Below are 21,239 nucleotides of genomic sequence, written 5' to 3'. Positions count from 1 at the left end.
AACACGGAAGTTAAGCCCTCCAGCGCCGATGGTAGTTGGGGCCAGCGCCCCTGCAAGAGTAGGTCGCTGCTAGGCAGCTTCATTCACCAGGGAGTTTCGACACGCCTCATTCCCTTTTTCTCTTTAGGGGCGATTGCGCAACAGGGCGATCTGTCAGCGAGCCAAAAGGCTGCGCGGGATCGTCCTTTTTGTTTTTCCCTTTCTCCTATGCCTATTTTTCGTTTTGGAAGTGGCGGCAAGATGTTCGGATATGATACAATTTCAAAAGCAAGAGTGAAGATGATAAAAGGGGATAAGGTAGAACAAAATGAAAAAAATTGAAATTTTGGTGCATTCTCCGGAAGAAACGAAGTCGGTGGCCCGCCGGCTGGCGGAACATCTTGAGCCGGGAATGGTCATCGCATTAGAAGGTGATCTCGGGGCGGGAAAGACGACGTTTACGAAAGGTCTTGCTGAAGGGCTGGGCATTACGCAAACGGTCAATAGCCCAACGTTTACGATTATTAAGCAATATGATGGTCGGCTTCCGCTTTATCATATGGATGTATACCGACTTGAAGATGAATGGGAAGATCTTGGATTTGACGAATATTTTGCTGGCGATGGTGTTACGGTTGTTGAATGGGCGCATTTGATCGCCGGCCAGTTGCCTGAGGAACGGCTGACCGTTTTCTTGTTTCATCGTGGCGGCGATGAGCGGTTGCTTCGCTTTGAGCCGTCGGGAGAGCGTTATGAACAGTTGTGCAAGGAGATTTTTCCGTCATGAAAGTATTGGGAATTGATACATCGAATATGCCGCTTGGCATTGCTTTGGTGGATGGAGATGTCGTGAAAGGGGAATTCATCACCAACGTTAAAAAAGATCATTCGTCTCGGGCGATGCCAGCCATTGAGTGGTTGCTTCGACGATGTGACGTTGCTCCAAAAGATCTCGATTTAATCGTTGTAGCGAAAGGGCCGGGGTCGTATACCGGGGTGCGGATCGGCGTGACGATTGCGAAAACGCTTGCCTGGTCGCTCGGTATTCCGATCGCCGGGGTGTCGAGCCTTGAGGTGCTCGCCGCCAATGGCCGTTATTTTCCTGGGGTGATCGTTCCGCTGTTTGACGCACGGCGCGGACAAATTTACACCGGGCTTTATCGCTACGAAGGCGGTGCGCTCCGTTGCCTTGAGGAGGACCGGATTGTGGCGGCGGATGAGTGGGCGCGTCGGTTGAGCGAGCGGGAAGAGGATGTATTGTTCATTGGTGCGGATGCACCGCTATATCGTGATTTGTTTCGAAGTCATTTAGGCGAACGGGTTCACGTGGCCCCGCCGTCTTTGGCGTTGCCGCGTCCGAGCGAGTTGGTGATGCTAGGCAAACAAAAAGAGCGCGAGAACGCCCATGTGTTTGTGCCGAACTACCTCCGCCTTGCCGAGGCGGAGGCGAAATGGCTTGCGAAACAAAAAGGGGAACAGAACGATGGGGATCAATGTTCAATTTCGGCCAATGACCATTCATGACATTGATGAAGTCGTGCAAGTCGAGCGGGCATCGTTTACTTCGCCTTGGAGCCGTGAATCGTTTTACAACGAGCTCATGTACAACCGCTATGCCAAATATATTGTCATGGTGCACAACGGGCGGATCATCGGGTATGGCGGGATGTGGCTTGTCATCGATGAGGCGCATGTGACGAATGTAGCCGTGTTGCCGCAGTTTCGCGGGCAAAAGCTTGGTGAAGCGCTCATGCGACGCTTGATGGACATGGCTAGGCAGCACGGGGCGGCGACGATGACGCTTGAGGTGCGCGTGTCCAATCACGTCGCCCAGTCGCTGTACCGAAAGCTTGGGTTCCGCAACGGAGGCATTCGCAAACGGTATTATCCGGATAACTTTGAAGACGCGTTAGTCATGTGGGTGAAGCTGAGATGAATGAAGACGTATATGTATTAGGCATTGAAACGAGTTGTGATGAAACGGCGGCGGCAGTCGTGAAAAACGGAAGAGAGATTTTATCGAATGTAGTGGCGTCGCAAATGGAAAGCCATCGGCGGTTTGGCGGCGTCGTGCCGGAGATTGCTTCTCGCCATCATGTAGAGCAAATTACGCTCGTCATTGAGGAAGCGATGCAGCAGGCCGGCGTATCGTTTGCGGGCCTTGATGCAGTGGCGGTGACGGCTGGGCCGGGGCTTGTCGGGGCGCTTCTTGTAGGGGTGAATGCGGCGAAAGCGTTGGCGTTTGCCTATGGACTGCCGCTTATTGGGGTGCATCATATCGCTGGTCATATTTACGCCAATCAATTAGTGGCTGAAATGAAGTTCCCGCTGTTGGCGCTCGTCGTTTCCGGCGGTCATACGGAACTAGTGTACATGAAGGAGCATGGGAGTTTTGCGGTGATCGGTGAAACGCGCGATGACGCTGCCGGTGAGGCGTATGACAAGGTGGCTCGGGCTTTAGGCCTTCCATACCCAGGAGGACCGCACATCGATCGGCTGGCCCATGAGGGTGAGCCAGTGATTGATTTGCCGCGAGCATGGCTTGAGGAAGGTTCGTATGATTTTAGCTTCAGCGGCTTGAAGTCAGCTGTGCTCAATGCGCTCCACAACGCGAAGCAGCGCGGCGAGGAGATCGATCCGAGGCAGATGGCTGCGAGCTTTCAGGCCAGCGTCGTCGATGTGCTAGTGGCGAAAACCGTGCAGGCGGCAAAGGAATACCGCGTGCGGCAAGTGCTGCTCGCCGGCGGGGTGGCGGCCAACCGTGGGTTACGGGACGCACTGCAGGATAAAATGAAAGAGCTCCCCAATGTAGAGCTTGTCATCCCGCCATTATCGTTATGCACTGATAATGCGGCGATGATTGCCGCTGCGGGAACAGTGTTATATCAACAAGGAAAGCGGGCTGATTTGGCGCTCAACGCCAATCCAAGCTTGCCGCTTGTCTAGGCAGTTGGCTGAAACGCGAAAGACACCGAAGGGCGATCCGTTTGCGGCAGGCAAACGGATCGTCCTTTTTATTTTCATGTGAAAAAGTTTGTGTATATTTTTATCCACAAATCTGTGGGCAATGTGGAAAAAGCGGTAAAACACTATCAACATAAGAAAGACAATACACAGCGATTTTTGTGTAACAAGGAAGATGTTTTTTGTGGATAATGTGGAAAAGTTGGTGAATAACTTATATTCCATGGTGGAAATTGTGGATTCTTTTGTGGATAATGTGACTAACTAAAGAACAACCCGCCGAAACTAGAGGCGGGTTGTCGGTTATAGTGAAGTATAAAGCTGTTCCCATTCGGCCAATAACATTTCGACTCGCTGCTTTCGCTCGTCGTTTTCTTGCGTCAATCGTTGCATCGTCTCATAGTCGCCGTAAACGGATGGATCACAAAGTTGCTGCTCGATCTCAGCGATTTGTGCTTCAAGCGTTGCAATCTCGGCTTCGATTTCATCCAAGCGGCGTTGGCGCTGGCGCCGTCGTTTTTTTTCCTCTTTTTCTTGCTCGTATGTCGTTTTGGCAGAATCACTTGCCGTTTCTGTCGGGCGGACGTTCAGGAGTGCCAGTTCGCGTATTTCTTCTTTTTTGGCGATGTAGTAATCATAGTCGCCTAAGTATTCCGTTAGGCCTCCGCTGGAAAGTTCAAACACCTTTGTTGCGATTCGGTTGATGAAATAGCGGTCGTGGGAAACGAACAAAATCGTTCCCGGGTAGTCGATGAGCGCTTGCTCGAGCACTTCTTTGCTGTCGAGGTCTAGATGGTTTGTCGGTTCGTCCAAAAGAAGGACATTTGCTTTTTGCAACATCAGCTTGGCGAGCGAAAGGCGTGCTTTCTCCCCGCCGCTTAAAGCGGAGACCGGTTTTAAAACGTCATCGCCGGAAAACAGGAAGTTGCCGAGCACGGTGCGAATTTCTTTTTCTGTCTTTTCGGGGTAGGCGTCCCACAGCTCGTCAAGCACCCGTTTGTTCGATGACAAATCAGCTTGGTCTTGATCGTAATAGCCGATTTGGACGTTTGCGCCGTAGCGGAGCTCTCCTGTTTGGATAGGGAGTTTTCGGGCGATCGCCTTCAGCAATGTCGACTTGCCGATGCCGTTCGGCCCGACTAGGGCGACGCTTTCGCCGCGCGTGATGCGGAAGCTGATTTGGCGGATGATGGGTGCACCGTCGCCATAGCCAACGGCTATGTCTTCAGCGGTGAGCACTTCATAGCCGCTCGGTCGATCGATCGAGAACGAAAAGGAGGCTGATTTTTCATCGCCGACAGGCCGTTCGAGCCGTTCTATTTTTTCCAGTTGCTTTCGCCGGCTTTGCGCCCGTTTGGCCGTCGAGGCACGGGCGATGTTGCGCTGGATGAAGTCTTGGAGTCGGGCGATTTCTTCTTGCTGTTTCTCGTACCGTCTTAACTCTTGTTCGTATTGCTCGGCCCGCAACTCCAAATAGCGGCTGTAGTTGCCGGCATAGTGTTTGAGCGTGGCATTCGACAGTTCGTATACGTCAGTGACGATTTTGTCTAAAAAGTAGCGGTCGTGGGAAACAACCAGGACGGCACCGGGATAGGCTTGCAAGTACTGCTCCAGCCAAGAGAGCGTCTCAAGATCCAAATGGTTCGTCGGCTCGTCCAAAATCAATAAATCCGGCTTGGACAACAGCAATTTCCCAAGGGCAAGACGCGTCCGCTGTCCGCCGCTTAACGACGAGATCGGCGTTGTTTTATAATCATATGAGGAAAACTGCAGCCCGTGCAAAACGGAGCGGATATCGGCTTCGTATTGGTAGCCGCCTTGTTCTTTGTATTGTTCTTGCAGCTCGTCATACGTTTTCAGCGTTTTTTCATAGCGAGCTGGATCGGCGAGTACGTCTGGGTCGCCGAGTTGCATGCTGAGTTCGGCGAGCTGTTTTTCGAGTCCTAGAAGCGGGGTGAATACCTCAAGCATTTCGTCCCAAATGGAACGCGGCGAGTCGAGCCCGCTGTTTTGCGCCAAATAGCCGATTTTGATATGGTTTGGTTTGATGATTTTGCCGCTGTCGAAAGAGAGTTCACCGGCGATGATTTTCAACAATGTCGATTTTCCCGCTCCGTTGCGGCCGACAAGGGCAATTCGGTCGCGGGACTGTATTTCTAGTTTTATATTCGATAAAATAAGGTCAGCGCCGAAATATTTCGTGAGCCCGTGCACTTGCAAAATGATCATGTCATTTCACCTCGCGAATAGTTTAACGTAAGTCGCGAAAACGGTCAAAGACGAATGATGAAAAATCGTGTATAGTGTATAAATGGAGGAGATTGTATTGTCATCGTTCACTCATTTCAATGAACAAGGGCGCGCGAAAATGGTTGATATTACGCACAAAGAAGATACTGTGCGAGTGGCTGTGGCGCAAACGAGCGTGACTGTCAGCCGGGAAATTTACGAAAAAATGACGAGCAATGCGATCGAGAAAGGGGATGTGCTCGCCGTCGCTCAAGTGGCGGGGGTGATGGCGGCGAAGAAGACAGCTGACCTTATTCCAATGTGTCACCCGCTTATGTTAAAGGGTGTGGACATTGCTTTTGCTTGGGAAAACGATGGAGAAGCGCATAAGCTCGTCATCACGGCAACGGTGAAAACGAAAGGGAGCACAGGAGTGGAAATGGAAGCGCTGACGGCCGCTTCGGTCTGTGCGTTGACGGTGTACGATATGTGCAAGGCGCTTGATAAAGGAATGGTCATCGGTCCGACGTATTTGGTCGAAAAAACGGGCGGGAAGTCTGGCCATTACCGACGGAAAACCGATTAGCTAGGGGATGAGATCATGAGCAACGAACAACCGAAAATTCCGCAGGCAACCGCCAAACGGCTGCCGCTTTACTATCGGTTTTTGAAAAACTTGCACGCTTCCGGCAAGCAACGCGTCTCCTCTGCCGAGTTGAGCGAGGCGGTGAAAGTCGATCCGGCGACGATCCGCCGCGATTTCTCCTATTTTGGCGCGCTTGGTAAAAAGGGATACGGGTATAATGTCAATTATTTGTTGTCGTTTTTCCGCCGGACGCTTGAAGAGGATGAGGTGACCGAAGTCGCCTTGTTTGGCGTCGGCAATTTAGGCACCGCCTTTTTAAACTATAATTTTTCGAAAAACAACAATACGAAAATCGTGATGGCGTTTGATGTCGATGAGCGGAAAGTAGGAACGACAGTCGGCGGGGTGCCGGTCTATCATCTCGATGAGTTGGAGGAGCGGCTTCACGAAAACATCCCGGTCGCCATTTTAACCGTGCCGGCCGCCGCGGCTCAAGCGCTGACCGACCGCCTTGTCGTCCAAGGAATTAAAGGCATTTTAAACTTTACTCCGGCGCGGTTGAACGTGCCGAACCATATTCGCGTCCATCATATCGATTTAGCCATTGAGCTGCAGTCGCTCGTCTATTTTTTGAAAAACTATCCATCGCCATCGTAAAAGGAGAGAACAACACATGAAATATTTGTTGCTCGTTGCTGCAATTTTGTTGCTGTTTGGCACGAAAAAGCTGCCGGAATTAGGGCGGTCGTTCGGCCAGTCGCTTCGCGAGTTTAAAGACGCCACAAAAGGGCTCGCTGATGACGAAGAAACGAAAACCGACCGATGACAAGGCAGGATGGAGAAACAATGAATGACAAAGAAATGTCGGTGTATGAGCATCTGGGTGAACTGCGAAAACGGCTCATCATCGTGCTCATCTTTTTTGCTGCGGCGCTTGTCGTTAGTTTCTTTTTTGTCGATGATGTCATTTTGTATTTGCAGCGAACGGCCGAGGCGAAGCATTTGACCATGAACGCCTTCCGCCTCACCGATCCGATTAAAGTGTATTTTCAGTTTGCCTTTGTCATCGCAGCTGTGCTGTCGGCTCCGGTGCTGTTGTATCAAATTTGGGCGTTTGTCAGCCCCGGTCTGTATGAAAAAGAGCGGAAAGTGACGTTAAGCTATATCCCGGCGTCGATCGTTCTTTTTTTAGCAGGCGTCAGCTTCGCTTATTTCGTCTTGTTTCCGTTTGTCGTTCGATTTATGAGCCAGCTGGCTGACCAACTAGGGGTTCAACAAATGATCGGCATTAATGAATATTTTCAGTTTTTGCTTCAGCTCGTGCTGCCGTTTGGCATCGTATTTCAGCTTCCGATTGTTGTGCTGTTTTTTACCCGCTTAGGGCTTATTACGCCGCAGCTTCTTGTTCGCATCCGCAAGTATGCGTATTTAGCGCTGCTTATTTTAGCGGCGGTCATTACGCCGCCGGATGTGTTGTCGCAAGTGATCGTCATGATTCCGCTCACCATTTTGTATGAAGGAAGCATTTGGGTGGCGCGCATCGGCTATCGGAAAGCGCAGCGAGCAGTCGAGCAGGAAGGCAATGAGTGAGGCGGGACGAAAAACATTGAGAGGAAAGCGAGCAAGGCCGGGCCAAACGAAGGGGCTGTCTCAAAAGCCGCAAAACAGGGTTTTGAGGCCGGCCTCTTGTTTTTTTGTTTCCATTTTCACGATATGATCGCCGTCATGGGATTGATGTTCTGGTCCCTTCCCGCGCGAATCACGGGAAGGGGGTCAGCGTTTTGAGGCGAAAAGAAGGCGAAGGGCGGTGCCGAAATCAAAGGCAGCGAGCGCCGCTAAAGCGATGGTGGAGACGTTCCAAACCGTTTCATGAGCACTTTCGATGGCCAAATACGTAAACATTGAGCCTAAGACGAAATACAGAAGCGAAAACAGCCGAGGGTTTCGCATCATAGCCAAACCCTCCAAACGGCGAGCGGCAGCTCGGACTGGCGCATCATTTTCTCAATCTCGTCGGCCAATAGCGTCTGCATGACGACGACGAACGTATTCATGGCGACATGGGCGAAAATCGGTACGAAAATGCGTCCGGTTTTTGCGTATAAAAACGCGAATACCATCCCCATGGATGTGTACAGAAGCAAATGTTCCGGCTCCATATGGACAATGGCAAACAAAAGCGAACTGACAAGCGCAGCAAGCCAAAAGTTGTATTTTTCATAAAGCGAGCCGAAAATGATTTTGCGGAAGATGAGCTCTTCCAAAATCGGGCCGATGACGGAGGTGACGACGACCAACAGCGGCGTCAGGCGGATGATATCGATGATTTGCCTTGTATTTTCCGACCCTGGTTTGATGCCGAGCAGCCGCCATTCGATGTTGGCGGCGATGCTTTGGGCCGCGAGCGCCAAAAAGACGCCCAAGACCGCCCACATCCACGAGGAAGCAAGCGGCAGCCGCCGCATCATTCGTTCGTTGCGGTCACCGCGGAGCAGCCATAAAATCACGACGAACGCAAGCAGAAAGCTGATGACCGCCCAATACCCGGAAGCCAGTTTGGCGGCTTCGAGGCGGCTTTCCGTTCCTTGGCCGACGCCGAGGGCGCGAAGAAGCGGCACGCCGACAAAGGCGGACAGCTGCATGACGATATACGTGATGATGACGTACCAGTGGTTGCGTTTCAAACCCTCTACCCCTTTTATTTCAAATTATATCCGTATTGTAGCACATGTATGGCGAAAATAGTAAGAAAACTGCATCCTCGCATCCCACCTGACCGCCGTAAAAAAAATTAACCGGAGCCGTTTATCAGTCCGAGGAATGTGAAATAATGAAAACGGGCTCCGCGCGGATGGGGAGTAGAGGCAAAACAACCGGCTCCTTTTGCTCTTTCTTCTTTAGGAGAGAAAAACAGTTATTTTTTTGCATTTCCTACTTGCAAAACTGAAAGAAGTTCATTAATATTATAAGTGTGTTAGCACTCAATAGTGATGAGTGCTAATAAGAACGGTGAAAACTATCGTTAAGGAGGTTGTTCCCCGTGTTGAAGCCATTAGGCGATCGTATTGTCATTGAAGTCGTGGAAACAGAAGAAAAAACGGCTAGCGGTATCGTTCTGCCGGATACGGCGAAAGAAAAACCGCAAGAAGGCCGCGTTGTTGCTGTCGGTGCAGGCCGCGTGCTCGATAACGGCCAACGCATCGCGCCGGAAGTCGAAGTTGGCGACCGCATTATCTTCTCGAAATATGCGGGCACAGAAGTGAAATACGACGGCAAAGAATACTTAATTTTGCGCGAAAGCGATATTTTGGCTGTCATCCGCTAATATATGCGTTCATCACATAAACATTCCGAAAACATACTGGGTACTTAATCGGATACTTAACTTGTGGCACGCAGTCCAACAATTTCATAAGGAGGTAACGGGGTATGGCAAAACAAATCAAGTTCAGTGAAGAAGCGCGCCGTGCGATGTTGCGCGGGGTGGACAAACTTGCAGACGCAGTGAAAGTCACATTAGGTCCGAAAGGCCGCAACGTCGTATTGGAGAAAAAATTCGGTTCGCCGCTCATCACGAATGACGGGGTAACGATCGCGAAAGAAATCGAGCTCGAAGATCCGTTTGAAAACATGGGCGCGAAATTGGTCGCTGAAGTCGCCAGCAAAACGAACGACATCGCTGGGGACGGTACAACAACCGCTACGGTATTGGCTCAAGCGATGATCCGCGAAGGCTTGAAAAACGTAGCAGCTGGTGCCAACCCGATGGGCATCCGTCGCGGTATCGAAAAAGCGGTTGCTGTTGCGGTTGAAGAATTGAAAGCCATCTCCAAACCGATTAAAGGAAAAGAGTCGATCGCCCAAGTTGCTGCGATCTCGGCTGCTGACGAAGAAGTCGGCCAATTGATCGCTGAAGCGATGGAACGCGTTGGCAATGATGGCGTTATCACGCTTGAAGAGTCGAAAGGCTTCACGACGGAACTCGACGTTGTCGAAGGGATGCAATTCGACCGCGGTTACGTTTCACCGTACATGATTACGGATACGGAAAAAATGGAAGCTGTCCTTGAAAATCCGTACATCCTCATCACGGACAAAAAAGTATCGAGCATTCAAGAACTGTTGCCGGTCTTAGAACAAGTCGTCCAACAAGGCCGTCCGCTCCTGATCATTGCGGAAGATGTTGAAGGCGAAGCATTGGCGACGCTTGTTGTCAACAAACTGCGCGGCACGTTCAATGCGGTTGCTGTCAAAGCGCCTGGCTTCGGCGATCGCCGCAAAGCGATGCTCGAAGACATTGCGATTTTGACAGGCGGCGAAGTGATCTCGGAAGAGCTTGGCCGTGAATTAAAATCGACGACGATCGCGTCGCTTGGTCGTGCGGCGAAAGTTGTTGTCACGAAAGAAACGACGACGATCGTCGAAGGCGCTGGCGATTCGGAGCGCATCAAAGCGCGCATCAACCAAATCCGTGCGCAGCTTGAAGAAACGACGTCCGAATTCGATCGCGAAAAACTGCAAGAACGCTTGGCGAAATTGGCTGGCGGCGTAGCGGTCATCAAAGTCGGTGCGGCAACAGAAACAGAATTGAAAGAACGCAAACTGCGCATCGAAGACGCGCTCAACTCGACTCGTGCGGCTGTTGAAGAAGGCATTGTCGCCGGCGGTGGCACGGCTCTCATGAACATCTACAACAAAGTCGCTGCCATCGAAGCGGAAGGCGATGAAGCAACCGGTGTGAAAATCGTATTGCGCGCGATCGAAGAACCGGTTCGTCAAATCGCGCAAAACGCTGGTCTGGAAGGCTCGATCATCGTTGAGCGCCTGAAAAACGAAAAACCGGGCATCGGCTTCAATGCGGCAACAGGTGAATGGGTCGACATGATCGAAGCTGGTATCGTTGACCCGACGAAAGTCACTCGTTCGGCGCTGCAAAACGCTGCATCTGTCGCCGCAATGGTCTTGACGACAGAAGCGGTCGTTGCCGACAAACCGGAAGAAAACAAAGGCAACAACAACATGCCGGATATGGGCGGCATGATGTAATCCGCCTAGCGAAACAAAGAACACTGGGAGTAATCCCGGTGTTCTTTTTCTTTTTGCCGCTGGGCAGTAGTCAAATTGAACGTGAAGCTTTGCACTCGGGGCGGCAGGATGGAGCTTGAGTTCTTTGACGAGCAGCGGCGGGGCCGCAGCATCAGCAACCACTCCGCGGCGGCCTGTCGACCACGTATAAATCCCGAGCCGGTGGTCGACCGTTTCGCTGTTGATAGTCAACGTTAATGTAGGCAGCTTGATATCACCGAATGAACAGTCGGAAAGCCATAGAAGAAGCAAAATAAGAAGCGGGGCCCATCGTTTCTTCATTGTCGAACCATTCCCCTTTTTTGAATATAGGCGTCTTTTTAGCCGCTTCGTTGCGTTGATCCGGCTGAAAATGGGAATAAAAATGTAATGGGGATGTCGATGCAAAGGAGGACAACACAATGAACGAACGAATCGAACGCGACTCGCTCGGCGAGGTGCGGGTGCCGGCCGATAAATACTGGGGGGCGCAGACGGAGCGGAGCCGGCAAAACTTCCGCATCGGCAAAGAAACGATGCCGCTTGAACTCATTTACGCCTATGCCGAGTTGAAAAAAGCGGCGGCCATCGTCAACCATCGAGCCGGGAAACTGAGCGAAGCGAAGCAGCGGGCGATTGTGGCCGCGTGCGAGGAAATTTTGGCGGGCCAATGGGATGACCATTTTCCGCTCGTCGTCTGGCAGACGGGAAGTGGGACGCAGACGAACATGAACGTCAATGAAGTCGTGGCGAGACGGGCGAGCGAGCTGCTGGATGAGGGGGAAGGGCGCATTCACCCGAACGATGATGTGAACATGTCGCAAAGCTCGAACGACACATTCCCAACTGTGATGCATATCGCTATATACACGAAAATCCAAACGCACCTCCTGCCAGCGCTTGATGGCTTGATCAGGACATTCGCGACCAAAGAACGCCAATATGGGAAGACGATCAAAATCGGGCGCACCCACTTGCAAGATGCGACGCCGCTCACATTTGGACAAGAGATTTCCGGCTGGCGGGCGATGCTTGATAAAAGCAAGGCGATGATCATAGAGGCGAGTGAGAAGCTGCTTGATTTGGCGATCGGCGGCACGGCGGTTGGCACCGGAATCAATGCGCCGCCGGGATTTGGCGAGCAAGTGGCCGAGCAGCTAAAAACGCAGACGGGCTATCCGTTCCGTTCGTCAACCAATAAATTCCATGCGCTGACAAGCCATGATGAGATCGTGTATGTCCACGGAGCGTTGAAAGCGCTCGCCGCCGATTTGATGAAAATCGCCAACGATATCCGCTGGCTGGCGAGCGGGCCGCGCTCCGGGCTCGGGGAGATCACGATTCCAGCCAATGAACCCGGAAGCTCGATCATGCCGGGGAAAGTGAATCCGACGCAAAGCGAAGCGATGACGATGGTCGCTGTGCAAGTGTTCGGCAATGACGCCACGATCGGCTTTGCGGCGAGCCAAGGCAACTTCCAATTAAATGTGTTCAAGCCGGTCATCGCCTATAACGCCATTCAGTCGGTGCAGTTGCTTGGCGATGCCATCCGCTCGTTTGATGAGCGATGTGCTCAAGGGTTAGAGGCAAATGAAACGAAAATGAAAGAGTACGTGGAGCGCTCGCTGATGCTGGTGACGGCATTAAGCCCGCATATCGGCTATGACAAAGCCGCGGAAATCGCTAAGCTTGCACATCGCGAAGGATTGACGCTGAAAGAAGCGGCGTTGCAGACTGGGTATGTGACGGCCAAACAGTACGAGGAATGGGTAAGACCGGAGAAGATGATTTAAGGGAAAAGCGCTCATCCCGCTTCCGTGGGATGGGCGTTTTCATTTTTGATTTCTCCCTTTTTTCTCCTTCCCCCTTTGTTGCAAATCCATTCCAAAAGTTGTGTATATTCGATATTATATTAATAGTAGAAACTAGATAGTTCCTACCCCTAAAAGTCCCATTGATCACCATAAAAGGAGTTTGATGTCATGACGATCAACGAGCCGTTGCTTTCCCCGCTTGAGCAAGTTGTCCGCAATATTGAACAAGTCATTGTCGGAAAACGCAATGTCATTGTGCTCAGTTTAACAGCGCTGTTGGCCAAAGGACACGTATTGCTTGAAGATGTGCCAGGCGTTGGCAAGACGATGCTCGTGCGCGCGCTGGCGAAATCGTTCAGCACCGAGTTGAAAAGAATTCAATTTACGCCGGATTTATTACCAAGCGATGTGATCGGCATTTCTGTTTATAACCCGAAAGAGCAGCAGTTTGAGTATAAACCCGGACCGATTGTCGCCCATATCGTGCTCGCTGACGAGATCAACCGGACGTCGCCGAAAACGCAGTCGGCGCTTCTTGAGGCGATGGAAGAAGGAAGCGTGACGGTCGATGGCGTCACCCGAGTGCTGCCGCAGCCGTTTTTTGTCATGGCGACGCAAAACCCGATTGAATATGAAGGGACGTATCCACTTCCTGAGGCCCAGCTTGACCGGTTTTTGTTGAAATTGCATATGGGCTATCCGTCCCCTGACGAGGAAATCGAAATGTTAAACCGTCTAGAAAAGACGGCACCGCTGGCGGAGATCGGCCCGGTGATGTCGCTTGATGAATTGCTTGCGCTGCAACGGAAGGTAGCCGACGTGCATGTGAGCGATACCGTGAAACGATATATCGTCGATCTCATCCAGCAAAGCCGTACGCATGAAGCGGTCTATTTGGGCGTCAGCCCGCGCGGGTCGGTCGCCTTGATGAAAGCGGCGCAGGCGTATGCACTCATCCACGGCCGTGATTTTGTCATCCCCGATGATGTCCAGCAACTCGCTCCCTATGTGCTCGCCCACCGTCTGCTTGTCCGTCCGGAAGCAAAATGGGACAAGCTTGATGGGGAAACTATCGTTGCGCAACTGATTGCCCGTACACCGGTACCGGTGCGAGGGCGGCGATAAAGATGAAACGGAATTGGCGCCGTTGGTTTGCTTTCACCGGTTTGTTACTTTTGGCGGCTGTCTTGTTTTCGTACGCCATGTTTCAAGGTGGATTTGTCAGCTGGTTTTTGTTTTACAGCTTTTTGCCGTTCGGTTTGTATGCGTTCTTGGTCGCGATGTATCCGCTTCGACGCGCCGCGGTAAGCCGGACGGTGCCGGCGCGGCGCTACCATGCGGGTGAATCGATTCCGGTGATGGTTCGTATCGAGTTGCCGTGGGCGGTTCCGCTGGCGGCGCTTGCTGTTGCTGAGGAAGGGCGGAAGCACGGAGGAGAGATGATTGCGATTGCTTGGCCGTTTCGCCGCCACCTTTCTTGTACATGGCCGCTTTCCTTGCCGCGCGGCCGTCATCAATTGGAAGCTGTTCGCTTGGAAGCGCGCGATGTCTTTGGCTGGGTGAACAAAACGGCATCGTTTTATGTCCCGTGCACGGTTATCGTCTATCCACGTTATATCCAATGGCCGCCTGAGATGGTGCGCGAATGGTTTGCCCAAGGAAAAGCTGCGCGCACACTTGCCTATCGCCGCGATATGGCCGTGGCGGCCGGCGCCCGTGAATACGTGCCTGGGGACAAAATGTCGTGGGTGCATTGGAAGGCGTCAGCGCGCAGACAGGAACTGATGACCAAAGAGTTTGATGAACAGCGCAATGACGATTGGATCGTTGTGCTCGACGGCGCCGCTTCTCCATGGTTTGAGGAGCTTGTCACGTTAGCGGCTTCCGTATCGAAGGCGTTGATGGATGAAGGGGTGCCGGTCGGGCTGCTCGTTGCTGGAAAAGAGCGTTCTTTCTTAGCGCCGCGCCGCCATGACGGACAGTGGCAGTCGATTCTTCTCCGGTTGGCGGAAGTGGACGTCGGCGGCCAAGAGCCGCTCGCGCATGTTTTAGCTGAGGAGGCGAGCTGGAGGACGGCTGCTGGTTGCATCATTGTGACGTCCGCGTTGTCCGCCCAGTTGGCCGGGCAGCTCCGAGCAATGGCGCCAAAACGCCATATTGTTCTGTATGTTGTCAGCCGTGAATGGGGAGAGGATGAGCGGAATTGGGCGGACAGGCTTCGCCGCAGCGGAGTGTATGTGTCGCGCATTGACCCGCAGGCGTTGCAAACCGTCCGGCAAGGAGGAGGAGATGGATGAGACCGTTAGGGGCAAACATGTTATCTACCGTGCTGCCTAACGCCCTAGCCGCTTGGCTGCTCACGGAATGGCTTTGGCCGTTAGAGGCCGTCACCGATACAGCGCATATAGGTGTGTTTGTATCATTTGTCGCCCTTTGTTTCGGACTTCATTTGCTCCGTGTTCCCATATGGCTTTCCGCGCTCGGAAAAATGGTTTATATATGGTGGGCGCTTTCTCGCCTATTTTCTTTTGCTTCGATCGCCGCTTTGCCTCATGCGCTTTGGCGGGATAGCACCGTCTGGTTGTCGGGCGATTGGTCTTCTATGCCGGGCGATGCGCTGCGCACCTTTGTCTTTTTTCTGCTGTTATGGGCCGTTTCGTTCCTGTTGCATTGGCTTATTGTACGGCGGAATCGGTGGTTTGTCCCATACGCGTTGACAGTTGGGTATATCGCTGTGCTTGATACGTTTCTGCCATATAGCGGCAACGGGGCGATCCTTCGTCTTGTTGCGCTCGGCTTTTTTGCCTTCGTTTGGTTCCAGGGTGAAGAGCTGCAGGCAAAAGCGCCGTCTTTTCGCATCGGAAAGTGGCGGGCGGCCGCTCTGTTCATTCCTGCCGTCGCTCTTGCGGTTGGGTATGCGGGTCCGAAGCTGCCGCCGCAATGGCCGGATCCGGTGGCGTTTATCCGCAGCTATCACGCCCAGCCGGAAGAAACGAACGATGACTCACCTTCTCCTGGTGTGGCAAAAGTGGGATATGGGCAAAATGATTCCCGCCTCGGCGGGCCGTTTATTGCTGATGATACCGTCGTTTTCATTGCCAAAGACCAAGGCCGTCATTATTGGCGCGTCGAAACGAAAGACATTTACACAGGAAAAGGGTGGGAAGCGTTTCAAAGCGAACAAGTCCAGTCGTTTGGAAACGGTGAGCTGATTAGGTATGAATGGTGGAGCGACAAAGTCAAGACAGTCGAGCAGACGGCGGAAATCACCCGCCAAGACCAGGCGTTTCATCTCGTCTATCCGCTCGGCTTGCAACAGGTGCAAACGTATGACCATATCGTCTACCGCATGCATATGGCGACGGAAAAAATTTATACGAGCGATCAAAACGCCAACGCGCTTCCGATCCGTCAGTATATGCTGACGTATATGGAGCCAGATTTTCCGATTGAGGCATTGCGCGCCGCGCCTCCTGTCCAAAACCCGCCCTTTTTGAAACGCTATACGCAATTGCCAGAGACGCTTCCGCAACGGGTTCGCGAGTTGGCGAAGCAAATTACTGATGGAAAAGAAACCGTGTACGACAAGGTAAAAGCGATCGAGCAATACTTCCATCTGAACGGATACACGTACGAAACGACGGACGTCGCTGTTCCCGGGCCTGATCAAGATTACGTCGACCAGTTTTTATTTGAGACGAAGCAAGGGTATTGCGACAATTTTTCCACCTCGATGGCGGTGCTCGTCCGCACACTGGGCATTCCAGCGCGCTGGGTGAAAGGGTACACATCCGGACGGTTGGTTGGGGAACAAGACGGGCAATCGGTTTATGAAGTGCGCAACAACGACGCCCATTCATGGGTCGAAGTGTATTTTGAAGGCATCGGCTGGGTGCCGTTTGAACCGACGCAAGGGTTTGTCAATCCATATGCGTTCTCGCTTGCCGCTTCGAATCCAGAGGAGCCAGAACCACAGCTGCAGCCGGAAGAACGGGAAACGCCGCGTGTGCCGCTCGATCAATTACTTGAGCAACCTTCGACGGCACAGGGGGAGCATTGGTGGGAGAAGCTGGCGGATGTTTGGTCGTGGAAAATGGGGTTGACCGCGCTGGTCGTGTTGGCCGTGTTGGGCGGAGCGGCCTATGCGACAAGGCGGAAATGGTGGCCGCGCTTTACGCTGTTTCGGTTCCGCCGCCGGAAACTCGATGGGGCCGCCTGGCTCATTTCTGCGTACGGGGCGCTTCTTCGCCATTTGCAAGATTATGGACTTAAGCGTCGGCCGCATGAAACGCTGCGTCAATACGCCGCCGAAGTGGATCGCCTGTTTGAAACAGATGAAATGAATCGGTTGACGAAACTATATGAACGCGCCGTATACGGAACGGGAATCAAGGAAGCCAATGTCCGTGAAGCGGTGGAATTGTGGGAAAATTTAATAAAAAGGACGATCTCTTGACCGTATGCCGGCAAGTTGATAGAATGAACTCAAATTTGCATACGGATAGACGAAAGCCCTTCATATAAGCGCAAGAATATGGCTTGCGCGTCTCTACCGGGCCGCCGTAAACGGCCCAACTATGAAGGCAGAAGACGCTGCTATTCTGCCTTCATCCATATTTTGGGCAATGGCAGCGTTATTTTTTTGACGGGGTGGAAAACATGAACCAAGAAATGATCGTCGTCTTGGACTTTGGCAGTCAATATAACCAGCTGATTACCCGCCGCATCCGAGAGTTTGGCGTCTACAGCGAACTGCATCCGCACACGATCCGTGCTGAGGAAATTCGTGCGCTGAACGCCAAAGGAATCATTTTCTCGGGCGGTCCAAACAGCGTGTATGATGAACAAGCGTTTACATGCGACCCAGCGATTTTTGAGCTGGGGCTGCCGATTTTAGGGATTTGCTACGGGATGCAGCTGATGGCGCACCATTTAGGAGGTAAGGTGGAAAAAGCGACGCATCGTGAATACGGCAAAGCGCTCATCCAAGTGAAAAACGATTCTTTGCTTTTTCATGGTTTGCCGGACGAGCAAGTCGTTTGGATGAGCCACGGCGATTTGGTGACCGCTCCGCCGGCTGGTTTCGCTGTCGATGCGACGAGCCCTTCGTGCCCGATTGCTGCGATGAGTGACGAACGGCGAAAATGGTATGGAGTGCAATTCCATCCAGAAGTGCGCCACTCGGTATACGGCAATGATCTATTGAAGAAATTTGTCTTTGAGGTATGCGGCTGCCGGGGCGACTGGACGATGGAAAACTTTATTGATGAGCAGGTGCGCCGCATCCGTGAACAAGTGGGCGGAAAAAAAGTGCTGTGCGCCTTAAGCGGCGGAGTCGATTCGTCGGTTGCTGCCGTTTTGGTGCACCGCGCCATTGGCGATCAACTTACTTGTATTTTCGTCGACCATGGCCTTTTGCGCAAAGGTGAAGCCGAAAGCGTCATGAAGACGTTCCGTGAGCAGTTCCAAATGAATGTCATTAAAGTTGATGCGAAAGACCGCTTTTTGGCGAAACTCAAAGGGGTTACGGACCCGGAACAAAAGCGGAAAATCATCGGCAACGAGTTTATTTACGTATTTGACGACGAGGCGGCCAAGCTTGAAGGCATTGAATTTTTGGTGCAAGGCACGCTCTATACCGACATTATCGAAAGCGGCACGGCGACGGCGCAAACGATCAAATCGCATCATAATGTCGGCGGTTTGCCGGAAGATATGAAATTCGAACTGATCGAACCGCTCAATACGCTGTTTAAAGACGAAGTGCGTGCACTCGGCACGCAACTAGGAATCCCAGACGAAATCGTCTGGCGGCAGCCGTTCCCGGGGCCAGGGCTTGGCATCCGTGTTCTTGGAGAAGTGACGGAAGAAAAATTGGAAATCGTTCGCGAATCAGACGCCATTTTGCGCGAAGAAGTGAAAAAAGCTGGGTTGGACCGCGAAATTTGGCAATACTTTACCGTCCTTCCCGACATTCGCAGCGTTGGGGTGATGGGGGATGCCCGCACGTACGATTATACGGTGGCCATCCGCGCGGTGACCTCGATTGACGGGATGACCGCCGATTGGGCGCGCATCCCGTGGGATGTGCTCGAGCGGATTTCAACGCGCATCGTCAATGAGGTGCCGCATGTCAACCGCGTCGTCTACGATATTACAAGCAAGCCTCCGGCAACGATCGAGTGGGAATAAAAACGAACAAAAGACGAACATTTCCAAAGAAATGTTCGTCTTTTTTCTTGACAGGTCATCTTCAGGCTGATACAATAGCCGTGGAATCATGAATATTGTTGAATTCCGTCGTATAATCCCGGGAATATGGCTCGGGAGTTTCTACCAAGCTACCGTAAATAGCTTGACTACGAGGGATGCGGGATCGGAGAGTGCTTGTTTGTCCTCTCTCTGTTCGTCATTCCTTCCTAGTCAACGCTTCTGGTAGCTGCTAGAAGCGTTTTTTATTTTATGTATAGGAGGGGGCAGACGTGAGAAAGTACTTCCAGTTTGATGAGCTCGGCACGAACTATCGAACGGAGATTATCGCCGGGCTGACGACGTTTTTGTCGATGGCGTACATTTTGTTCGTCAACCCATTTACCTTGTCGTTAGGGGCTGTGAAAGATTTTCCTGATGAACTGCGCATTGACCAAGGCGCCGTGTTTGTCGCCACGGCTTTGGCAGCGGCGTACGGATCGATTTTGATGGGAGTGTTGGCCCGCTATCCAATCGCCTTGGCGCCTGGGATGGGGCTGAATGCCTTTTTCGCCTTCACCGTCGTGCTGCATATGGGCATTCCGTGGCAAACAGCGCTGGCAGGAGTGTTTGTTTCCGGCATCATTTTTACGATTTTATCGCTCACCGGCATTCGGGAAAAAATTATCGATGCCATCCCGGTTGAACTGAAATATGCAGTCAGCGCCGGAATTGGGCTGTTCATCACGTTCATCGGCTTGCAAAACGCTGGAATTATTGTCGATAACAAAGCAACGCTCGTCGGATTAAGTTCGTTGAAAGACGGCAATACACTGTTGGCCATTTTTGGATTGTTCATTACTGTTGTTTTGATGGTAAGAAAAGTAAACGGCGGCGTCTTTTACGGCATGGTCATTACCGCGATTGTCGGCATGATTTTCGGTTTGATCAAAGTGCCGCATCAAATTGTCGGCGCTATTCCGGACATTTCACCAACCTTCGGTGTAGCGATCAAGCATTTGCCGGACATTTTCTCGTGGAAAATGCTCGGTGTTGTCTTAACGTTCTTTATTGTCGACTTTTTCGATGCGACTGGCACGCTCTTGGCTGTCGCCAACCAAGCCGGGTTGTTGAAAAACAATAAACTGCCGCGCGCCGGCAAAGCGCTGCTTGTCGATGCGACAGCGGTGATGGTTGGGGCGGTGTTCGGCACATCGACAACGACGTCGTACATCGAATCGTCAGCCGGCGTCGCCGCTGGAGGGCGCTCAGGGTTTTCCGCGGTCGTGACGGGGATTTTGTTCTTGCTGGCGTTGTTCTTCTCGCCGCTGTTAAGCGTCATTACCGCACCGGTCACCGCGCCAGCGCTCATCATCGTCGGGGTATTAATGGCCTCGTCGATCGGCGAAATTGACTGGAAGAAGTTCGAAGTCGCTGTACCGGCATTCTTCACGCTCATCACGATGCCGCTTTCCTACAGCATCGCCACTGGGATTGCCGTTGGCTTCATCTTCTACCCGATCACGATGATTTTAAAAGGCCGCGGCAAAGACGTGCATCCGCTGTTGTATGTGCTGTTTGTCGTTTTTATTTGTTACTTCGTCTTTTTGCGGGAATAGTAACGGAGACGCAAGACTGTTCCAAAAGGCAGTTTGGATAGCCTTTCGGAGCAGTCTTTTTTGTATGTCTTAAAAGGTCGGTCAAGGATTGCAGAAATTTGCTGCTGGCAATGGTTTTGAGGCAGGGATTTGGCATCGTGGCCAATTGGCCGGTGTCATTGGAATTCATTATATTGATCGAGTGAATCGAAAAACGAGCATTGGCTACTGGCTTGGCGAATCGTTTCAAGGAATGGGATTGATGACGAAAGCATGCAAGGCGTGCATTGACTATTTGTTGGTTGAGCAGGGGATGAATCGTGTCGAAATCCGCTGTGCGGTAGAAAATCAACGGAGCAGAGCGATTCCTGAACGGCTGGGATTTACGAATGAAGGGACGATTCGAGATGCGGAGTGGCTTTACGATCATTTTGTTGACCATGTTGTGTACGGGATGTTAGCAAGAGAGTGGAAGAGATAAGAACAAAGCGGTTTTGATTTGAAAGAAAAAATCTTGAATGAACAGTTGACACATCAAAACAGAGGTGCTATATTAATAAAGCCGTTTCGGTGCGGCGAAAAAAAGCAAAAAATGTGTTGACAAAAACAAAAAAAGGTGATATATTATAAGAGTCGCTTTCGAGGAGGCGAATTCCTCGAACAAAGAAAGAATAGCTCGTTCCTTGAAAACTGAACGAAACAAAGCGCAACGAAAAGCTGAGGCCGCATTGGCCAAAGCAAAAGCCAATCAACTTTCTTTTGGAGAGTTTGATCCTGGCTCAGGACGAACGCTGGCGGCGTGCCTAATACATGCAA

19 protein-coding genes, 2 rRNA genes, 1 pseudogene and 2 riboswitches are annotated in these 21,239 nt (G+C 51.9%); of the genes and pseudogenes, 19 read left to right on the top strand and 3 right to left on the bottom strand.

The window, feature by feature from the left end; genetic code table 11:
* The 5 genes from rrf to tsaD form a co-directional block, all read left to right on the top strand.
* Nucleotides 1-75: ribosomal RNA gene (gene rrf / locus ABS784_RS17410) — 5S ribosomal RNA — on the top strand; the annotation flags it as partial.
* A gap of 232 nt (nucleotides 76-307) precedes the next feature.
* On the top strand, nucleotides 308-766 hold the full coding sequence (tsaE, locus tag ABS784_RS15875; protein WP_013144048.1) for a tRNA (adenosine(37)-N6)-threonylcarbamoyltransferase complex ATPase subunit type 1 TsaE: 459 nt from the start codon (nucleotides 308-310) through the stop codon (nucleotides 764-766).
* Nucleotides 763-1,503, top strand: coding sequence for a tRNA (adenosine(37)-N6)-threonylcarbamoyltransferase complex dimerization subunit type 1 TsaB (gene tsaB / locus ABS784_RS15870; RefSeq protein ID WP_044732472.1), 741 nt, complete (start codon nucleotides 763-765; stop codon nucleotides 1,501-1,503). Before tsaE ends, tsaB begins: the two co-directional genes overlap by 4 nt.
* Entirely contained in the window at nucleotides 1,463-1,915 is a 453-nt protein-coding gene (gene rimI, locus ABS784_RS15865; protein ID WP_352513181.1) for a ribosomal protein S18-alanine N-acetyltransferase, read from the top strand. The genes tsaB and rimI overlap by 41 nt, the downstream gene beginning before the upstream one ends.
* Nucleotides 1,912-2,925: a tRNA (adenosine(37)-N6)-threonylcarbamoyltransferase complex transferase subunit TsaD gene (tsaD, locus tag ABS784_RS15860; protein ID WP_352513179.1), complete on the top strand. Its 1,014-nt coding sequence runs from the start codon at nucleotides 1,912-1,914 to the stop codon at nucleotides 2,923-2,925. Before rimI ends, tsaD begins: the two co-directional genes overlap by 4 nt.
* A gap of 321 nt (nucleotides 2,926-3,246) precedes the next feature.
* On the opposite strand, the gene ABS784_RS15855 is transcribed toward tsaD, so the two are convergent.
* Nucleotides 3,247-5,172, bottom strand: coding sequence for an ABC-F family ATP-binding cassette domain-containing protein (locus tag ABS784_RS15855; protein WP_144329969.1), 1,926 nt, complete (start codon nucleotides 5,170-5,172; stop codon nucleotides 3,247-3,249).
* A gap of 97 nt (nucleotides 5,173-5,269) precedes the next feature.
* On the opposite strand from ABS784_RS15855, the gene moaC reads away from it, so the two are divergent.
* Genes moaC through tatC form a run of 4 tightly spaced genes read left to right on the top strand, consistent with a single transcriptional unit; the run spans nucleotide 5,270 to nucleotide 7,348 of the window.
* Nucleotides 5,270-5,758, top strand: a complete 489-nt coding sequence (moaC, locus tag ABS784_RS15850; protein ID WP_011229750.1) for a cyclic pyranopterin monophosphate synthase MoaC — start codon at nucleotides 5,270-5,272, stop codon at nucleotides 5,756-5,758.
* A gap of 15 nt (nucleotides 5,759-5,773) precedes the next feature.
* A complete protein-coding gene (locus ABS784_RS15845; RefSeq protein ID WP_011229751.1) occupies nucleotides 5,774-6,415 on the top strand; it encodes a redox-sensing transcriptional repressor Rex in 642 nt (213 codons plus the stop codon).
* Between the two features lie 16 nt (nucleotides 6,416-6,431).
* On the top strand, nucleotides 6,432-6,584 hold the full coding sequence (tatA, locus tag ABS784_RS15840) for a twin-arginine translocase TatA/TatE family subunit (protein ID WP_011229752.1): 153 nt from the start codon (nucleotides 6,432-6,434) through the stop codon (nucleotides 6,582-6,584).
* A gap of 20 nt (nucleotides 6,585-6,604) precedes the next feature.
* A complete protein-coding gene (gene tatC, locus ABS784_RS15835) occupies nucleotides 6,605-7,348 on the top strand; it encodes a twin-arginine translocase subunit TatC (RefSeq protein WP_011229753.1) in 744 nt (247 codons plus the stop codon).
* Nucleotides 7,349-7,531: 183 nt separating this feature from the next.
* On the opposite strand, the gene ABS784_RS15830 is transcribed toward tatC, so the two are convergent.
* Together ABS784_RS15830 and ABS784_RS15825 are read right to left on the bottom strand one after the other, a co-directional pair.
* Nucleotides 7,532-7,711, bottom strand: coding sequence for a YdiK family protein (locus ABS784_RS15830; RefSeq protein ID WP_013522803.1), 180 nt, complete (start codon nucleotides 7,709-7,711; stop codon nucleotides 7,532-7,534).
* Nucleotides 7,708-8,442, bottom strand: a complete 735-nt coding sequence (locus ABS784_RS15825; protein WP_011229755.1) for a CPBP family intramembrane glutamic endopeptidase — start codon at nucleotides 8,440-8,442, stop codon at nucleotides 7,708-7,710. The genes ABS784_RS15830 and ABS784_RS15825 overlap by 4 nt, the downstream gene beginning before the upstream one ends.
* Nucleotides 8,443-8,798: 356 nt before the next feature.
* Between ABS784_RS15825 and groES the strand changes: the two genes are divergently transcribed.
* The 10 genes and pseudogenes from groES to ABS784_RS15775 all read left to right on the top strand — a co-directional run.
* Nucleotides 8,799-9,083, top strand: coding sequence for a co-chaperone GroES (gene groES / locus ABS784_RS15820; RefSeq protein ID WP_013144057.1), 285 nt, complete (start codon nucleotides 8,799-8,801; stop codon nucleotides 9,081-9,083).
* 104 nt (nucleotides 9,084-9,187) lie between these two features.
* Nucleotides 9,188-10,804 carry a chaperonin GroEL gene (gene groL, locus ABS784_RS15815; RefSeq protein WP_011229758.1) on the top strand — a complete coding sequence of 539 codons (1,617 nt, stop codon included), beginning with the start codon at nucleotides 9,188-9,190 and terminating at the stop codon, nucleotides 10,802-10,804.
* A 440-nt stretch (nucleotides 10,805-11,244) separates the two neighbouring features.
* Nucleotides 11,245-12,615 (top strand): class II fumarate hydratase, encoded by a 1,371-nt coding sequence (gene fumC / locus ABS784_RS15810; protein ID WP_352513175.1) that lies wholly within the window; start codon nucleotides 11,245-11,247, stop codon nucleotides 12,613-12,615.
* A 189-nt stretch (nucleotides 12,616-12,804) separates the two neighbouring features.
* Entirely contained in the window at nucleotides 12,805-13,761 is a 957-nt protein-coding gene (locus ABS784_RS15805; RefSeq protein WP_352513173.1) for an AAA family ATPase, read from the top strand.
* A 2-nt stretch (nucleotides 13,762-13,763) separates the two neighbouring features.
* A complete protein-coding gene (locus ABS784_RS15800; RefSeq protein ID WP_144329965.1) occupies nucleotides 13,764-14,933 on the top strand; it encodes a DUF58 domain-containing protein in 1,170 nt (389 codons plus the stop codon).
* Complete coding sequence (locus ABS784_RS15795; RefSeq protein WP_131873847.1) at nucleotides 14,930-17,092, top strand: transglutaminase TgpA family protein; 2,163 nt, start codon at nucleotides 14,930-14,932, stop codon at nucleotides 17,090-17,092. Before ABS784_RS15800 ends, ABS784_RS15795 begins: the two co-directional genes overlap by 4 nt.
* A gap of 40 nt (nucleotides 17,093-17,132) precedes the next feature.
* Nucleotides 17,133-17,234, top strand: a riboswitch (purine riboswitch).
* 61 nt (nucleotides 17,235-17,295) lie between these two features.
* The gene (guaA, locus tag ABS784_RS15790) at nucleotides 17,296-18,828 is read left to right on the top strand and encodes a glutamine-hydrolyzing GMP synthase (RefSeq protein ID WP_011229763.1); all 1,533 of its coding nucleotides are present in this window, start codon (nucleotides 17,296-17,298) and stop codon (nucleotides 18,826-18,828) included.
* A gap of 88 nt (nucleotides 18,829-18,916) precedes the next feature.
* A riboswitch (purine riboswitch) is annotated at nucleotides 18,917-19,018 on the top strand.
* 100 nt (nucleotides 19,019-19,118) lie between these two features.
* Complete coding sequence (locus tag ABS784_RS15785) at nucleotides 19,119-20,444, top strand: NCS2 family permease (protein ID WP_011229764.1); 1,326 nt, start codon at nucleotides 19,119-19,121, stop codon at nucleotides 20,442-20,444.
* Between the two features lie 76 nt (nucleotides 20,445-20,520).
* Nucleotides 20,521-20,904, top strand: a pseudogene (locus tag ABS784_RS15780) (GNAT family N-acetyltransferase); the annotation flags it as partial.
* A gap of 275 nt (nucleotides 20,905-21,179) precedes the next feature.
* Nucleotides 21,180-21,239: ribosomal RNA gene (locus ABS784_RS15775) — 16S ribosomal RNA — on the top strand; the annotation flags it as partial.

This window comes from Geobacillus sp. G4, assembly GCF_040327975.1.
Lineage (GTDB): Bacteria > Bacillota > Bacilli > Bacillales > Anoxybacillaceae > Geobacillus > Geobacillus thermoleovorans.
This window is presented reverse-complemented; position numbering and strand designations above follow the sequence as displayed.

Coding starts and splice junctions, on each gene's coding strand:
- tsaE (WP_013144048.1), top strand. CDS start 308: ATGAAAAAAATTGAAATTTTGGTGCATTCTCCGGAAGAAACGAAGTCG.
- tsaB (WP_044732472.1), top strand. CDS start 763: ATGAAAGTATTGGGAATTGATACATCGAATATGCCGCTTGGCATTGCT.
- rimI (WP_352513181.1), top strand. CDS start 1,463: ATGGGGATCAATGTTCAATTTCGGCCAATGACCATTCATGACATTGAT.
- tsaD (WP_352513179.1), top strand. CDS start 1,912: ATGAATGAAGACGTATATGTATTAGGCATTGAAACGAGTTGTGATGAA.
- ABS784_RS15855 (WP_144329969.1), bottom strand. CDS start 5,172: ATGATCATTTTGCAAGTGCACGGGCTCACGAAATATTTCGGCGCTGAC.
- ABS784_RS15845 (WP_011229751.1), top strand. CDS start 5,774: ATGAGCAACGAACAACCGAAAATTCCGCAGGCAACCGCCAAACGGCTG.
- tatA (WP_011229752.1), top strand. CDS start 6,432: ATGAAATATTTGTTGCTCGTTGCTGCAATTTTGTTGCTGTTTGGCACG.
- tatC (WP_011229753.1), top strand. CDS start 6,605: ATGAATGACAAAGAAATGTCGGTGTATGAGCATCTGGGTGAACTGCGA.
- ABS784_RS15830 (WP_013522803.1), bottom strand. CDS start 7,711: ATGATGCGAAACCCTCGGCTGTTTTCGCTTCTGTATTTCGTCTTAGGC.
- groL (WP_011229758.1), top strand. CDS start 9,188: ATGGCAAAACAAATCAAGTTCAGTGAAGAAGCGCGCCGTGCGATGTTG.
- fumC (WP_352513175.1), top strand. CDS start 11,245: ATGAACGAACGAATCGAACGCGACTCGCTCGGCGAGGTGCGGGTGCCG.
- ABS784_RS15805 (WP_352513173.1), top strand. CDS start 12,805: ATGACGATCAACGAGCCGTTGCTTTCCCCGCTTGAGCAAGTTGTCCGC.
- ABS784_RS15800 (WP_144329965.1), top strand. CDS start 13,764: ATGAAACGGAATTGGCGCCGTTGGTTTGCTTTCACCGGTTTGTTACTT.
- ABS784_RS15795 (WP_131873847.1), top strand. CDS start 14,930: ATGAGACCGTTAGGGGCAAACATGTTATCTACCGTGCTGCCTAACGCC.
- guaA (WP_011229763.1), top strand. CDS start 17,296: ATGAACCAAGAAATGATCGTCGTCTTGGACTTTGGCAGTCAATATAAC.